This is a genomic window from Corynebacterium sp. LK10 (genome assembly GCF_008042455.1).
In the GTDB taxonomy this organism is placed as follows: Bacteria; Actinomycetota; Actinomycetes; order Mycobacteriales; family Mycobacteriaceae; genus Corynebacterium; species Corynebacterium jeikeium_D.
Map to the genome: position 1 here is coordinate 84,075 of NZ_NOVT01000020.1, position 14,976 is coordinate 99,050.

A 14,976-nucleotide genomic window follows, 5' to 3' on the forward strand; every position below is an offset into this window, starting at 1 on the left:
ATCGACTTGGATAACTTGGATATCCCGCCGAATTTTGGATATTCGGTTTCCGTTGGATAATCACAAAACTCTGGATATTGGGAGAGCCGGGGAGGGTGAGGGGCCGCTGCTCAGTCCATCGGCCACCCGAAGGTGAAGTCCGACGTATCCTTACCCTTTTCGGTCAGGTACTGCTGCAGGTTCTTCTTGTACTGGTAGTACGCGACGGCCTGCAGCTCCATCAGCTCTTCCCCTGATTTTTCGGTTAGCTCCCGGTAGTGGCGCGCCATCACCCATGCGATGCGCGCAGCCGCCAGAGCATCTTCGGTGGCATCATGTGCCCCGTCCAGGCGCACCTGATAATGGCGGGAGACATCAGTCAAAGTGCGTTTTTCACGACGTTCTGGGTCGACGTAATTATCCAGCACAAAGGGGTCGACGACGAGGCCGTCAACAGTAAAACTGGGATCCTGCGAGCGCAGTACCGTCAGATCATAAGCCGCGTTATAGGCCACTACGGTCAGACCATCGCGCCAGGCAGCTCGAAGGCCGGCAATGGTATCCGCTAGCACTTCATCGTGCGGGCGCCCCTCCGCGCGAGCTTTTTCAGTGGTGATGCCATGCACATCAGACGCAGCTTGTGGAATTTCGACACCGGGATTAGCGAGCATGATGGTGGAATCTTTGCCCTGCTCAGTCAGTCGGACCAGTGCGGAAGTGACAATCTTGCAGGTGCGAGGATCCGTGCCGGTAGTCTCCAGATCAAACGCGAGCATGCGTCGCGGATCGAAATTATGCATGTCTCAACTGTAGCGGAGAGTGCGGATTCGCTGAGGGGCAGGAACAAGGTCAAGAGAATTTCCGTGTCCTCCGGCGCATCCGGGCAATGACATAGAATGAGCGACGTGACTTCCTCGACCGATGAGAACTCCGACCTGTCAACCTCCGATTTGTCTTCGTTTTCCAGCGCCCCCGCCTCCGAGCCAGCGCCGGCGGACGTCCGGGAGAAGTGGCAAGATCTAGCAACTCGCATTCGTGAAAACGCTGCGCTGTACTACACCGCGCAGCCGGTTATCTCCGATGCTGAATACGACGAGATGTTCCGTCAACTGCAGCGGTTAGAGGAGCAGTGGCCCGATCTGGTGGTGCCGGACAGCCCCACGCAGCAGGTCGGTGCGCAGGTCGACACGCCTGCCGACGGGGAAGTGTTCGAGCCTGTTGAGCACCTCGAACGCCTTTACAGCTTGGACAATGTTTTCGATGAGCAGGAGTTGCGCGGCTGGCTGGCCCGCACCCCGGCCAGCACGTATCTGACCGAGCTGAAAATCGATGGCCTGTCTATCGATCTGGTCTATGAGAATGGCCGCCTTGTCCGGGCGGCCACCCGCGGAGACGGCCGCGTGGGGGAGAACGTCACCGCCAATGCGCGCACTATCGAAGATATTCCGCATGAAATCAGCGGCGAGAACATCCCCGACGTGCTCGAGGTGCGTGGTGAAGTCTTTATCTCGTTGGAAGAGTTCGAACGCATCAACGCCGATCGCGTCGAAGCGGGTCAGAAGCCGTTTGCCAACCCCCGTAACGCCGCCGCCGGTTCCCTGCGACAGAAGGATGTTGCAGAAGTGGCCAAGCGCCGGTTGTCCATGATTTGCCATGGAATTGGTCATATCGAGGGCTGGCGTCCACAGTCCCAGCACGAGGCATATCGTGCCTTGGACGAGTGGGGTTTCCACGTGTCGCCGTATACAAAGCAGGTTCATTCCGCGGATGACGTCGTTAAGCAGATGCAGTACTGGGGCGAGCACCGCCACGACGCCATCCACGAGATGGACGGGCTTGTGGTCAAGGTTGACTCCCTTTCCGAGCAGCGCGCGTTGGGCGCGACCTCGCGGGCGCCGCGCTGGGCGATTGCCTACAAGTATCCGCCAGAAGAGGTCACCACGGACCTGCTGGACATTCGAGTCTCCATCGGCCGAACTGGTCGTGCGACGCCATATGCCGTGATGAAGCCGGTCTTCGTGGCCGGGTCAACTGTCGAGATGGCGACGCTACACAACCCTTCCGAGGTGCACCGAAAGGGTGTGCTCATCGGGGACCGTGTGACCATCCGCAAGGCCGGTGACGTGATTCCAGAGGTACTCGGCCCCGTAGCCGATCTCCGAGATGGTAGCGAGCGAAAGTACATTTACCCGACTCTCTGCCCCGAGTGCGGTACTCGTTTGGCTCCGGCAAAGGACAGCGATGCCGATTGGCGTTGCCCCAATACCCGCTACTGTCCAGGTCAGCTGCGGCGTCGAATTGAATTCCTCGCCTCCCGCTCCGGGTTCGATATCGAAAACCTGGGGGAGAGGGGCGCTGCCGATTTGATTCATCGCGGCGTGCTTGCCGACGAGTCCCGCCTCTTCGACCTCACCGAGGAAGATTTGCTCGGCACTGAGGTCTACACTACGGCTTCGCGGAAAACCCTGAACGCCAATGGTAAGAAACTGTTGGCCAACATCGAGGCAGCTAAGGATAAAGAGCTGTGGCGCGTATTGGTCAGCCTGTCCATTCGTCATGTGGGTCCAACAGTGGCGCGGACCTTGGCACAGAAGTTCGGCTCGATGGAGGCGCTGCGCGCTGCGAGCCGCGAGGAGATTTCGGCCATCGATGGCATTGGCGAGATCATCGGCGATTCCGTGGCTGACTGGTTCGAGGTGGACTGGCACCGCGAGGTTGTCGAGCGCTGGGAAGCTGCCGGTGTGCGTATGGCCGATGAGGTCGCCGATCGTCCAGATCAGGTGCTAGAGGGATTGACCGTGGTAGTCACCGGCTCTTTGGAGGACTTCACTCGCGACAGCGCGAAGGAAGCCGTTATCTCCCGTGGCGGTAAGGCCGCAGGGTCGGTGTCGAAGAAGACCGACTACGTGGTGGTTGGCGAAAACGCCGGTTCCAAGGCCACAAAGGCCGAGGAGCTGGGCTTGCCCATCCTCGACGAGGATGGGTTCAAGCGATTGCTGGAAACTGGTCAGGCCTAGCTGGGGCTTGGCCCAGCCAGGATTTGACCCAGCCGGGCCTAAATCTTGGTCTCTTCCAGCTTCCAGACCTCATTGGCGTAATCGCGGATAGTGCGGTCGGAGGAGAAGCGGCCCGAACGGATGATGTTCAGGAAGCACTTCTTGGCCCACGCCAGCTCGTCGCGGTAGTCCTCGGCCATGCGGTCGCGGGTCTCGCGGTAGTCAGCGAAGTCGCCGAGGACGTAGTAGACATCGGCTGGCTCGTACCCGTTGGACTCCAGCAGCGAGAAGTGCAGGTCGTGGAACATTCCGCTGCCACCGTCAGCAAAAGTGCCGTCGACAAGCGAATCGACCGCGCGCTTGAGACCCGGCACCGTTTCGTAAGTGCCACGCGGGCTGTAGGTGCGACGCAGCTCCGGCAGCTCCTCTTCCAGCGCACCGAAGATGTAGGCGTTCTCTTCGCCGGCGGCGTCGACGATTTCGACGTTTGCGCCGTCCATGGTGCCCAGCGTCAGTGCGCCGTTCATCATGAACTTCATGTTCGAGGTACCCGAAGCCTCCTTACCGGCAGTGGAAATCTGCTCGGAGACGTCGGTGGCCGGGATGATGTGCTCTGCCGGGGTGACGTTGTAATTCTCAACGAAAGCGACCTGCAGGCGACCGTCCATGTCCGGATCGTTATTGACCTTGTCCGCGATAGCGTTGATGAACTTAATGATGGCCTTCGCGCGAACGTAGCCTGGGGCGGCCTTGGCACCGAAGATGAACACGCGCGGTGGCACGTCCAGCGCTGGGTCTTCCTTGATGCGGTAGTAGAGATCGAGGATGTAGAGCGCGTTGAGAAGCTGGCGCTTGTACTCGTGCAGACGCTTAATCTGGGTATCGAAGATGGCGTCCGGGTTCACCGAAATACCCTGGCGGTGCTCCAGCCAGGTGGCGAAGTCCTTCTTGTTCTCGTGCTTGATGTCGAGAATCTCACGCAACACGGCCTCGTCGTCAGCAAACTTTTCGAGCTCAGCGAGCTTGTCCAAGTCAGTGACCCAGGCGTCCGAACCCGACAGGCGAGTCAGCAGTGCCGACAGGCGCGGGTTGCACTGGTTGAGCCAGCGGCGCGGGGTGACGCCATTGGTCTTGTTGTTGAAGCGCTCCGGCCAGATATCGTGCCAGTCCTTCAACGTTTCGCGCTTAATAATCTCCGTGTGCAGGGCAGCAACACCGTTGATGGAGTACGCGGCGTAGCAGGCGATCCACGCCATGTGGATGCGACCGTGAGAAATCGGCGCCATGTAGTCAATCTTGCCCTGGTCGAAGCCGCGCTCCGCCAGGTCTTCGCGGAAGCGGCGGTCAATCTCGCGGGTGATCTCCAGAACGCGGCCGAAGAGACGGTCAAAAATGGAGTATTCCCAGGTCTCCAACGCTTCTGCCAGAACGGTGTGGTTGGTGTAGGCGAAGGTGTCGGACACGACGTTCCAGGCGTCGTCCCAGCTCATATCGTGCTCATCCAGGAGCAGACGCATCAGCTCTGGGATAGCGAGCACCGGGTGGGTGTCATTGAGCTGAATGGAGTTGTACTTGTGGAAATCGCGCAGGTCCTCGCCGTGATTCTCGATGTAAGAATCGATCATCGTCTGCAGCGAAGCGGAGACGAAGAAGTACTGCTGGCGGACACGCAGGACCTTGCCGTCATAGGTCGAGTCATTCGGGTAGAGCACGCGGCACAGGTCATGGACGCGCTCCCGTTCGACAATGGCGTCGGTGAAGCGCTGCGAGTTGAAGGCGTCATAGTCGAACTCACGCATCGGCTCCGAGTGCCACAGGCGCAGCGTGCCGACGTTATCGGTGCCGTAGCCGGTAATTGGCATGTCATATGGAACAGCGCGCACCACCAAGTCATCAAAGGTGACAATCTTGGACAGTTCCTCGCGACGAATGACGAAGGGGTAGCCCTCTTCCATCCACGGGTCCGGGTGCTCATCCTGGAAGCCATCTTCGAAGGTCTGCTTGAACAGACCGTAGCGGTAGAGGATGCCATAACCGGTCACCGGCAGATTCTGCGTGGCACAGGAATCCAGGAAGCAGGCGGCCAGACGACCCAGGCCACCGTTACCGAGAGCGGCGTCGTGTTCAGCCTCGAGCACGTCTGTCAGATTCTTGCCGTACTTTTTCACGGCAGCAGAGGCCTCATCCACCAGACCTGCATTGAGCAGGTTATTCAGCAGGGCGCGACCCATGAGGAACTCGGCGGAGAAGTAGTGCTGCTGGCGGGTAGCAGCGTATGCCTCCGTGGTGCGCTGCCAGTTGTCCGCTAGGTTATCGACAACAACCCGTGACAGACCGGACCAGAATTCCATCTCAGTGGACGACTGGGGGACACGGCCGGACTCGGCACGAATGTGGGATCCGACGAGGTCACTCAAGTTCGACATCAAAGAAGCTCCTTATTGACTGGTATCAGTTCCAGACTTTACCGCTAAGCGTGAATCACTGCGCTCCATAGGGGAGGAGCCTTAGGGTAAGAGCTTCGAGCGGAAGGGGGCTGCCCTCAGAAGAGGGCAGCCCATTAGCCGCTGCTAGTCGATGATTGCGCCGACAATCGTGCCAATCCGGCCCAAGTGCTCAACCTCACTTGGTAGGAAGTCCGGCCCGCCGGGCCGGCCAATAACGAGAACGAGGCCCTTGCCCATCGGAGTGGCGGCAATGGAGGAGTCCATAACTGTCCAGTCCTCCGGCAGCCACGTTTCCTCGTCCGGATCCAGGTTTCGCGGCGAGTCAATTGGGGCTTCCGGCAGAGTCCGGCCGTTATCCTCTGGAGCAGCGGTAGAGGAAGCGCGACGTACCCAGCGGCCATCGCTCTGTTCGCCGAGGACGATAGCCCAGCCGGCAGTCATAGTCTGAGGCAGGCCGTCGACGACATCTCCGAGGGCACGATCCAAGTTCTTCGTGTGCTGTGAGAACTTGGCCAGCAGTGCAATCTGTCCGCGGCGGTCAACCGAGCCGGAGAAAGGCCTAATTGAATCGACTTCCACTCCGCTAATGGACTGAGCCGCTGTAATCAGTGTGTCTGGTAGCAGGCCCATGGGCAGGTCAACCACGATGTCGTCAACAACAACGCCATTAGCGCCGTAATCTACGACATCGACACTGCGAATATCACCTTCTACTTCGCCCAGGGCAGCCGCGACGTAGCCAAGTGCGCCTGGTTCGTCGGGAAGCTGGATGCGAAGGAGGTAACTCATGGCTGTGTGCACAACCTTTCGAATAATTGATAGTGATGCTTGCGGTGTAACTATAGAAGTAGTGATTTAGGCTACAGGGTAAACCTTTGAAATGTAAGACCCTGCGGACAACTACTTGGCGACAACGACTACTGTTGGCAAGTACAGCCCGCTCGCGCGGTTCAAAATCAGTTTCAACTAAACTTCTGTGCACTAGCTTCGTACGAAGAAATGAAAGGGGTACTAGCGTGCCAGCTATCTCACGCGATGAGGTCGCCCACCTAGCGCGATTGTCCCGTCTGGCTCTGACTGACGCGGAACTCGACGAGTTCGCCGGTCAGATCGACGGCATTATTAACCACGTCCAGGCCGTTCAAAAGGTGGCTGCGGATGATGTTGAACCGATGAGTCACCCCTCTTCGCTGTCCGGTGTGATGCGCGAGGACGTCGTCAAGCCGACGCTGACTGCGGAGCAGGCGCTGGACCAGGCGCCGTCGCAGGACCGCCAGCGCTTCGAAGTTCCCCAGATTCTCGGCGAGTAGGAGTACGTGGAAGAAATGATTGCAGCTAACCCGAACCTGCATGCCGCTGTTGCTGAGGACCCGATTCTGGGGCTGAGCGCTTTTGAGCTCGCACAGAAGATTCACGCTCGTGAGCTGACCTCGGTAGAGGTCACCCAGGCGTTCCTCGACCGTATCGCGGCAATTGATGAGGACATTCACGCATTCCTGCACGTCGGTGCCGAAGAGGCCCTGGCTGCAGCTCGCAAGGTCGATGAGTCGCTGGATGCTGGCGAGGAGCCGGCCTCCGCGCTGGCCGGTGTTCCGCTGGCGCTGAAGGATGTCTTCACTACCACCGATGCGCCGACCACCTGCGCTTCCAAGATGCTCGAGGGCTACATGAGCCCTTACGACGCAACGGTTACTGCCAAGCTGCGTGCAGCTGGCATCCCAATTCTGGGTAAGACCAACATGGATGAGTTCGCCATGGGCTCGTCGACTGAAAACTCCGCTTACGGCCCGACTCACAACCCGTGGGATGTTGAGCGCACCGCAGGCGGTTCCGGTGGTGGCTCTTCCGCGGCGCTGGCCTCCGGTATGGCTCCGCTGGCTATCGGTACTGACACCGGTGGCTCGATTCGTCAGCCAGCAGCTCTGACCGCAACGGTCGGCGTGAAGCCGACCTATGGCACGGTATCCCGCTACGGCCTGGTCGCTTGCGCCTCCTCGTTGGATCAGGGTGGGCCGACCGCGCGAACCGTTCTGGACACCGCGCTGCTGCACGAAATCATTGCTGGTCACGACGAGAATGACTCGACTTCCACGGAGCAGCCGATTGCCGATGTGGTTGCTGCTGCCAAGGAAGGTGCTACCGGTGACCTCACGGGGGTTAAGGTCGGCATCGTCAAGCAGTTCGACCGCACCGAGGGTTACCAGGCCGGCGTACTGGACAGCTTCCACGAGGCCGTCGACAAGCTTAAGGAAGCTGGCGCAGAGGTGGTCGAGGTCGATTGCCCGAACTTCGACCACGCACTGAGCGCGTACTACCTGATTCTGCCGTGTGAGGTCAGCTCCAACCTGGCTCGTTTCGACGGCATGCGTTACGGCCAGCGTGTTGGTGATGACGGTTCGCACTCGGCCGATGAGGTCATGGCTATGACCCGTGCCGCTGGTTTCGGCGATGAGGTTAAGCGACGCATCATCATTGGTACCTACGCGCTATCGGTCGGTTACTACGATGCCTACTACATCCAGGCACAGCGCGTCCGTACCCTGATTCAGCAGGACTTCGAGCGGGCCTTCGAACAGGTAGATGTCCTGATCTCGCCGACCACTCCGACCACTGCGTTTAAGTTGGGCGAGAAGGTTGACGACCCGCTGAGCATGTACATGTTCGACCTGTGTACTCTGCCGCTCAACCTGGCCGGCATGTGTGGCATGTCCGTGCCGTCGGGCCTGGCTGAAGACACCGGCCTGCCGGTAGGCCTGCAGATTATGGCTCCGCGCCACGGTGACGATCGTCTGTACAAGGTCGGCGCTGCCTACGAAAAGGTTCGCGGCTCGATTGCATAAAGACGCTCAATAAGCCTTAGTCGGTTTTCTGCAACCGTCGTTTTCTCACTGAAGTGGGAGAGCGGCGGTTGTTGTCGTGTCGGGGAGAGTTTCATACATACGCAGGAACGCAAACATGGAGAGAGTTAGATTTAAAAACCCACCGCGGTTTATGCCTTGGATCTATGGGCTGGTCATTGTCATAGCCATTGCCGTCAGTCTGGTCGCTGCGGTGGTCTTCGGCTCGGCGGATATCACCTGGTCCACCACGACACAGGTCATTTCGCATCACATCTTCGGCATTGAGCTCGATGAATCTGTGCCCGCCAGTTCGGACACCATCGTCTGGAATCTCCGCGCTCCCCGGGGTATTCTCGCAGCGATTGTAGGGGCGGGGCTAGCTGTCTCCGGTGTGGCTATGCAGACATTGGTCCGTAACCCGTTGGCAGACCCATATCTGCTAGGTATTTCCGCCGGCGCCGGTGCCGGTGCGACCGCGGTGATTATCTTTGGTGCTTTCTCCGGTAGCCCCATCGCGCCGCTGACATTCGGTGCACTCCTCGGTGCAGTAATGGCCACCCTCGCGGTCGGTGCTTTCGCCACTGCAGGCGGTGGGCTGACTCCGCTGCGTTTGGTGCTCTCCGGCGTTGTGCTCTCCGCTGCGTTTTCCGCGCTGAGTAGCTTCATGGTCTTCGCTGGGCCAGACCCGAGGGCCGCGCAGTCCGTGATGTTTTGGATGCTGGGCTCTGTTGCCGGTGCGACATGGCTGAAGACGCTCTTCCCGCTCATTGTCCTCATCGCAGTACTGTTGTTTTTCCTGGTCAAAGCCCGTCATCTGGATGCGCTGGCAACTGGTGAGAGCACCGCAGCGGCCGTAGGTATTGATGTTTCTCGGCTACGCACACAGGTATTTGTGCTCCAGGCTGTCCTCGTTGGCACGCTCGTTGCGGTCTCTGGCGGCATCGGGTTTGTCGGCCTGGTGATTCCACACTTGACCCGCATCTTGGTAGGGGCCACGCACCGCGTTGTCCTACCGGTTGCTGCCCTCATGGGTGGACTGTTTCTCATCTGGGTGGACATCATCGCGCGCGTAGTGGGCGGAAGCCAGGAAATGCCGCTGGGAGTAGTCACGGGATTGGTTGGCGCACCACTTTTCCTCTACCTCATGAGCCGCTCGCACTACAGCTACGGAGGTGCTGAGTAAATGAGCGCTCTACCAAAATCTGTACTCGCCGCTAAAGATATGCGCTGTGATATCGCTGGGCGCACCATTGTCAGCGGAGTCAACCTCAACTTCGGTGCAGAACCCATGACCGCCATCATTGGTGTTAACGGCGCGGGTAAATCCACGTTGCTGCGTGCGCTCGGTGGAATCACGAAACCGGCCACGGGCGAGGTCGAGATTAACGGCAAATCGATGAGCTCAATCAGCTCGAAGCACCGCGCCCGCGATCTGGCTTTCGTCGCGCAAAACGAGGTTCCACCCGCCGAAATGCGCGTGCGCGACTTTGTCTCCCTGGGGCGCTTGCCCTACCAGCGCCTTTTTGGTGGCAACACCGCCGAGGACAATTCCCACGTCGACCGTGCGCTGGAGCTCGTGGGGTTGGAAGCGGTTGCGCAACGCCTGTGTGGGCAACTCTCGGGTGGGCAACGTCGTCGCGTGTGTCTGGCGCGTGCCATCGCCCAGGACTCGCCAATCATGCTTCTCGACGAGCCCACTAACCACCTCGACGTGCGCCATCAACAATCCGTCCTCCGTCTGGCCCGCTCCAGCGGAGCGTGTGTCATTGCCGCGATCCACGACTTGGACCTGGTGATGAACCACTTCGACCGCGTCATCGTGGTCGCGGACGGCGGTATCGCGGCCGACGGCATTCCCGCAGAAGTGCTTACCCGCGACTTTGTCGCCCAAATCTTTCAGGTTGAATCCTGTCAGCTCAATTCCCCCGCTGGCCGCCGCCACCTCGCAATCGATAGCGAGCTGGATGCTGCCACCATCAACTAGGAGTACTCCCTTGAATAACGCACATGCTTTCCGACGTCCCCTTCGTGCCTCAGCAGCTGGTATCGCTGTGGCTGCTCTGGCATTCGGAGCCGCCGCCTGTGGCTCTGATGAGGGAACGCAGGCCTCGTCGTCAGGCCTTACCCTCACCAACTGCGGTGAAGAAGTCAGCTACCCGGGTGTAGCTAAAAAGCTGCTGATTAATGACGGCAATATTGCTTCGCTGGCGCTGGCTGTCGGTGCTGCGGATGAGATCACAGCGGTGAGCTCTATGGCCTCGCATCTGCCGGTGTTGACCGCAGCTTATGGCGATGCAATTGCGCAGAAGCCAGAAGTTGCGAAGGAATACCCGAATCTGGAGCAGGTCATTGCGGCCGAACCGGATGTGATGCTGGCGGGCTGGGGCTATGGCTTTAGTGAAGACAAGGGCATTACCCCGGAATCGCTTTCCGAGCACGGTATCGGTGCCTACACCCTGACGGAATCTTGCCGTACTGGTGACGCAGCCTCGGCGGGCAAGGAAGGCAGTGGCGACCCGGGGCATACTCGTGGTCTGGTGGATCCGTGGGAAGCTGTCAAAATTGATTTGAAGAATATCGCTACCTTGACCGGACACGACGGTGAGGGCGACAAGGTTATTGCAGATATTGATAACCGACTGCAAGCCCTGGATGCCGCGCCAAAGGGAGATAAGAAGCCAGTGGGCTTCCTCTTTGATTCTGTCGGTGAAGCACCAATTACCTCGGGTTCCTTTGGCGCACCGCAGGGCATCCTGGAAAAGGCCGGTGCAATCAATGCGACCGAGTCGATTAAGGACACTTGGACTACGACCTCCTGGGAGCATGTCGCGGAGATGAATCCTGACTTCATCGCGCTTGTGGACTACCCAGGTCAGACCTTCGAAGAGAAAATCAAGGTTTTGCGCACGAATCCGGCAACGAAGGATCTCGAGGCGGTCAAGGAGAACCGCTTTATTAACCTGCCGATTGCATTGTGGACGGAGTCTCCGCTGAACGTCGATGCCGCAGAGTACGTGCGCAAGGCGCTCGAGGAATATGGTCTTGTGCCGGCGTCGGAGGTGACGACGAAGATGGAGCTACCGTCTGAGCTACCAGGGCAGGAGTACCTGCAGAAGTAGTTTCGACCAAGGCCGTCAAGCACGAACTGACTAACGCGACTAAGGTGGGCATCATGCGAATTGCGACCCTTACCTCCGGTGGAGATTGTCCCGGTCTGAATGCCGTTATCCGTGCAATTGTCCGTACCAGCTCGAGCGAGTACGGCTCAACCGTCGTCGGTTTTGAGGACGGTTGGATTGGTCTTATGGAAGACCGTAGGGTCCAGCTTTACGACGATGAGCGGATTGACCGTATGCTGCTGCGTGGCGGCACGATGCTGGGCACCGGCCGCGTGCATCCGGACATTCTCATGTCTAACCTCGACCGCATCAAGGAAAATCTCTCTGATGCGGGCATCGATGCCCTGATCCCAATCGGTGGCGAAGGTACGCTGAAGGCCGGCAAGTGGCTTTCGGACAATGGGGTGCCGGTCGTCGGTGTTCCGAAGACTATTGATAATGACGTCAACGGTACGGACTACACCTTCGGTTTCGACACGGCTGTGGCTGTTGCCACCGACGCGGTTGACCGTCTGCACACCACTGCGGAATCCCACCAGCGCGTCATGATTGTTGAGGTCATGGGTCGACACGTGGGCTGGATCGCTTTGCATGCGGGTATGGCCGGCGGTGCTCACCACATTGTCATTCCGGAAAAGCCATTCGACATCAACGAGATTGTGAAGTCGATGGAGCGCCGTTTCCAGATGGGTGAGAAGTACGGCATTATCGTCGTCGCTGAGGGCGCCACCCCGAAGCCGGGCACCATGGAGTACGAAGAGGGCGGTGTCGACCAGTTCGGCCACCAAACCTTCAACGGCATTGGTCAGGTTATTGGTGCGGAGATTAAGAAGCGCACCGGGTACGACGTTCGCACCACGGTGCTGGGTCACATTCAGCGTGGCGGTACGCCGACTGCGTACGACCGCGTGCTTGCTACCCGCTACGGTGTCCACGCCACCCGAGCAGTACACGAGGGGGACTTCGGCAAGATCGTCGCTCTGCACGGTGAGAACATCGAGCGTATCGACATCGACGATGCGGTTGCTGAGTTGAAGGTTGTGCCGGATGGCCGTTACCGCGCAGCTGCTGCGCTGTTTGGTTAAACGCGTCGGTTAAGCACGCGTTGCTAAACATTTAGGCACATCTTCGTAACAAAATAGGCATACTGCCCGAGCTGGTGTATCAATCACCAGCTCGGGCAGTATGCTTTGTAAGGTTCCGGTTTTTGAAAAATAGACTTATATTTAGGATTTTCTCGTTATGTGGAAAAGAGCCACAACAATCGCGATGGCCTTTGTCGGCCTAACTGTCGGTGCCGGATTCGCATCCGGCCAGGAAATGATGCAGTACTTCGTGGCATTTGGCACTAACGGCTTGTGGGGCGTGGTACTTGCCTCCGTCGTGATGATTGCCAGTGGCCTGGCAGTGCTGTCAATTGCCAGCTACTTGCAGGCTGATGAGCACTCCGAGGTCTTCGACGTAATCACCCGCAGTTGGGTTTCGAAGATTTTGGATATCGCCGTGATGATCACGCTGTTCTGTACCGGCTTCGTCATGTTCGCCGGTGCCGGTGCGAACTTGAACCAGCAGTTCGGACTTGAGGTGTGGATTGGCGCCGTCATCATGGTTGCCCTGACTTTGGGTGTAGGCATGCTGGATGCCGACAAGGTCAGCCGCGTGATTGGCATGATCACTCCATTCATTATCGTGTTCCTGCTTGGAGCCGGTATCTACACTTTGTTCACCACCGACACGTCGATGTCGGAGGCCGCGCAGTACACCAATGAACTGTCGACATCGCTGCCACACTGGTCTATTTCTGCCCTGAACTATGTCGGTTTCTGTGTGATGGTGGCCGTATCGATGTCGATTGTCATCGGCGGTAGCTACCTGAACCCGCGTGAAGCTGGCATCGGTGGTCTCATGGGCGGGAGCATCTATGCAGGTCTGCTGACGCTGGTGACCTTTGCCCTCTTCTTCAAGGTCAAGGATGTTGGCCACGAAGATATGCCGACCCTGGCAATCGTCAATGACATCCACCCGGTCCTGGGTACCGTGATGGCAATCATCATCTACGCCATGATTTTCAACACGGCCATTGGCATGTTCTACGCGCTGGGCCGCCGCCTAACACGCAATACCCCGCAGCGTTTCCGCCTGGTATTCATCGTGACGGTGCTGATTGGTTTTGGCCTAAGTTTCTTTGGGTTCAAGGCCCTGGTTGGCTCCATCTACCCGGCCCTTGGCTACGTCGGTATCGCTCTTATCGTGATTCTGTGTGGTGCGTACCTGGCTGGACGTAACAAGCTGATGGAGGAGTCGAAGCGTCGCGGCCGTATCCGTAAGCTCGCACGCCGGAAGATGCACCCGAACAAGAAGTTCACCACCGCCGATCAGAAGAAGCTCGACCGCGCTTTGGCCAACTCCAACATTTCCAACGTCGATCTTCAGGAGAGCGTCCGCGACGACATCGTCGAGGAACTGGTCAGCGACGATAATGTTGAATTCACCGAGGATGACGCCGAGCGCATCGTAGAAAAGGATAATGAGCGCCTGGAGAAACTTTCCGAAATCGAGGAAGCCTCCGATGATGACAATCCTCGCGAGACCGCGAGGGACTCCTTCCCAGGCGAGGCCACAGCCACTGCGCCGAAGAAGCTTGCCGGACAGACTAAGAATGCATTCAAGCGCGTGGCTCACCCTAAGCCGAAGAAAGAAAAGTAACTAGCGCGACTAGGCAGCTCGAAAATTTAGGCAGCTCGAAAATAGAAGGCATCGCACCGGTAGGGAAGGGCGATGCCTTCTTCGTATGTGTGCCCCAAGTGTTCGTGGAGATACCAATGCAAGTTCGCCTCCACCTTGGCGCGAGTGGCGGGCTTGGAACGAAGCCAATAGGAACGGGTTCGTGCCAGCAGCACGATGTCCTCGATGGTCAGTGTCTGCTCCCAGGCCAGACGCACCTCATCGACTAGCTCCAGCTCCGGGCCAACCTCGGGGTAGAAGCCGGGACGCAACACGTCGCCGGCGTGCATTATGCGGCTGAGCCGATGCACCCACGGTACGGAAACATCCAAGGTGTTCCACACCAACATAGCCACGCTATCCGCGCGTAGCACCCGAGTGAGTTCTTTACTTGCAGCTGTCGGGTCCACCCAGTGCCATGTCTGCGCACATGTTGCTACATCGACGCTGTTGGACTCCAGTCCCGTGCGCTCCGCAGTGCCTTCCAGGCATTCCGCCGCTGGCACATTGTGCATCAGTGCTTGCCGCATCGCGGTGGAGGGATCGAGTGCCAGCAGGGTGGCATCGCGGTAGACGTCGGCAAGCGAGGCGGTGAGCTTCCCAGTGCCGGCGCCGATATCGGCGACTACCTGTGGGTGCGGTGCGAGACGGGTAAGCGCTTCGATGACGGTTGGAGGATATCCGGGGCGCACGCGGTGGTAGCCCGTGGCTCCGTCGGCGCTTTCCTGCAGGTCGTTGTCGAAAGTAGCGCCTGCGCGGTGGCGGTCAGCGGCGTCGCGGAACGTTGGCGTATCGCGTGCTGACGTCGGTGGAATCGGTGGGTGTTCGTTAACTCCGGGCACGACTTATACCCTAGGGCACGCCTGCGGGG

At 58.8% G+C, this 14,976-nt stretch carries 12 protein-coding genes; 8 read left to right on the top strand and 4 right to left on the bottom strand.

Annotated elements, in window-relative coordinates:
* Positions 1 to 110 precede the first annotated feature (110 nt).
* Complete coding sequence (locus CHU70_RS08385; RefSeq protein ID WP_069358819.1) at positions 111 to 779, bottom strand: 3'-5' exonuclease; 669 nt, start codon at positions 777 to 779, stop codon at positions 111 to 113.
* A 96-nt stretch (positions 780 to 875) separates the two neighbouring features.
* Here CHU70_RS08385 and ligA point away from each other — a divergent pair, with 96 nt between their 5' ends.
* Positions 876 to 2,996, top strand: a complete 2,121-nt coding sequence (gene ligA / locus CHU70_RS08390; RefSeq protein WP_101738712.1) for an NAD-dependent DNA ligase LigA — start codon at positions 876 to 878, stop codon at positions 2,994 to 2,996.
* Positions 2,997 to 3,034: 38 nt separating this feature from the next.
* Here the strand turns inward: ligA and CHU70_RS08395 are convergent, their stop codons facing one another.
* Both CHU70_RS08395 and CHU70_RS08400 read right to left on the bottom strand, forming a co-directional pair.
* A complete protein-coding gene (locus tag CHU70_RS08395; protein ID WP_147719090.1) occupies positions 3,035 to 5,401 on the bottom strand; it encodes a glycogen/starch/alpha-glucan phosphorylase in 2,367 nt (788 codons plus the stop codon).
* A gap of 144 nt (positions 5,402 to 5,545) precedes the next feature.
* Complete coding sequence (locus CHU70_RS08400) at positions 5,546 to 6,211, bottom strand: amino acid-binding ACT domain protein (protein ID WP_048735304.1); 666 nt, start codon at positions 6,209 to 6,211, stop codon at positions 5,546 to 5,548.
* A 227-nt stretch (positions 6,212 to 6,438) separates the two neighbouring features.
* On the opposite strand from CHU70_RS08400, the gene gatC reads away from it, so the two are divergent.
* The 7 genes from gatC to CHU70_RS08435 all read left to right on the top strand — a co-directional run bounded on the left by gatC (position 6,439) and on the right by CHU70_RS08435 (position 14,087).
* On the top strand, positions 6,439 to 6,732 hold the full coding sequence (gatC, locus tag CHU70_RS08405; RefSeq protein WP_005509328.1) for an Asp-tRNA(Asn)/Glu-tRNA(Gln) amidotransferase subunit GatC: 294 nt from the start codon (positions 6,439 to 6,441) through the stop codon (positions 6,730 to 6,732).
* A gap of 15 nt (positions 6,733 to 6,747) precedes the next feature.
* Complete coding sequence (gene gatA / locus CHU70_RS08410) at positions 6,748 to 8,262, top strand: Asp-tRNA(Asn)/Glu-tRNA(Gln) amidotransferase subunit GatA (RefSeq protein ID WP_049172086.1); 1,515 nt, start codon at positions 6,748 to 6,750, stop codon at positions 8,260 to 8,262.
* Between the two features lie 115 nt (positions 8,263 to 8,377).
* Complete coding sequence (locus CHU70_RS08415) at positions 8,378 to 9,445, top strand: FecCD family ABC transporter permease (protein WP_370449368.1); 1,068 nt, start codon at positions 8,378 to 8,380, stop codon at positions 9,443 to 9,445.
* The gene (locus CHU70_RS08420) at positions 9,446 to 10,246 is read left to right on the top strand and encodes an ABC transporter ATP-binding protein (protein ID WP_049172090.1); all 801 of its coding nucleotides are present in this window, start codon (positions 9,446 to 9,448) and stop codon (positions 10,244 to 10,246) included.
* Between the two features lie 10 nt (positions 10,247 to 10,256).
* Complete coding sequence (locus CHU70_RS08425; protein WP_049172092.1) at positions 10,257 to 11,381, top strand: ABC transporter substrate-binding protein; 1,125 nt, start codon at positions 10,257 to 10,259, stop codon at positions 11,379 to 11,381.
* A 53-nt stretch (positions 11,382 to 11,434) separates the two neighbouring features.
* On the top strand, positions 11,435 to 12,466 hold the full coding sequence (locus CHU70_RS08430) for an ATP-dependent 6-phosphofructokinase (RefSeq protein ID WP_038628534.1): 1,032 nt from the start codon (positions 11,435 to 11,437) through the stop codon (positions 12,464 to 12,466).
* Positions 12,467 to 12,623: 157 nt separating this feature from the next.
* Positions 12,624 to 14,087, top strand: coding sequence for a membrane protein (locus CHU70_RS08435; protein WP_049172094.1), 1,464 nt, complete (start codon positions 12,624 to 12,626; stop codon positions 14,085 to 14,087).
* Positions 14,088 to 14,113: 26 nt separating this feature from the next.
* On the opposite strand, the gene CHU70_RS08440 is transcribed toward CHU70_RS08435, so the two are convergent.
* Entirely contained in the window at positions 14,114 to 14,947 is an 834-nt protein-coding gene (locus tag CHU70_RS08440; RefSeq protein WP_049194081.1) for a class I SAM-dependent methyltransferase, read from the bottom strand.
* Positions 14,948 to 14,976 lie beyond the last annotated feature (29 nt).

Bases quoted from the DNA above. Each gene is read 5' to 3' on its own strand.
- CHU70_RS08385 (WP_069358819.1), bottom strand. From the start codon at position 779: ATGCATAATTTCGATCCGCGACGCATGCTCGCGTTTGATCTGGAGACT.
- ligA (WP_101738712.1), top strand. From the start codon at position 876: ATGAGCGACGTGACTTCCTCGACCGATGAGAACTCCGACCTGTCAACC.
- CHU70_RS08395 (WP_147719090.1), bottom strand. From the start codon at position 5,401: ATGTCGAACTTGAGTGACCTCGTCGGATCCCACATTCGTGCCGAGTCC.
- CHU70_RS08400 (WP_048735304.1), bottom strand. From the start codon at position 6,211: ATGAGTTACCTCCTTCGCATCCAGCTTCCCGACGAACCAGGCGCACTT.
- gatA (WP_049172086.1), top strand. From the start codon at position 6,748: ATGATTGCAGCTAACCCGAACCTGCATGCCGCTGTTGCTGAGGACCCG.
- CHU70_RS08415 (WP_370449368.1), top strand. From the start codon at position 8,378: ATGGAGAGAGTTAGATTTAAAAACCCACCGCGGTTTATGCCTTGGATC.
- CHU70_RS08420 (WP_049172090.1), top strand. From the start codon at position 9,446: ATGAGCGCTCTACCAAAATCTGTACTCGCCGCTAAAGATATGCGCTGT.
- CHU70_RS08430 (WP_038628534.1), top strand. From the start codon at position 11,435: ATGCGAATTGCGACCCTTACCTCCGGTGGAGATTGTCCCGGTCTGAAT.
- CHU70_RS08435 (WP_049172094.1), top strand. From the start codon at position 12,624: ATGTGGAAAAGAGCCACAACAATCGCGATGGCCTTTGTCGGCCTAACT.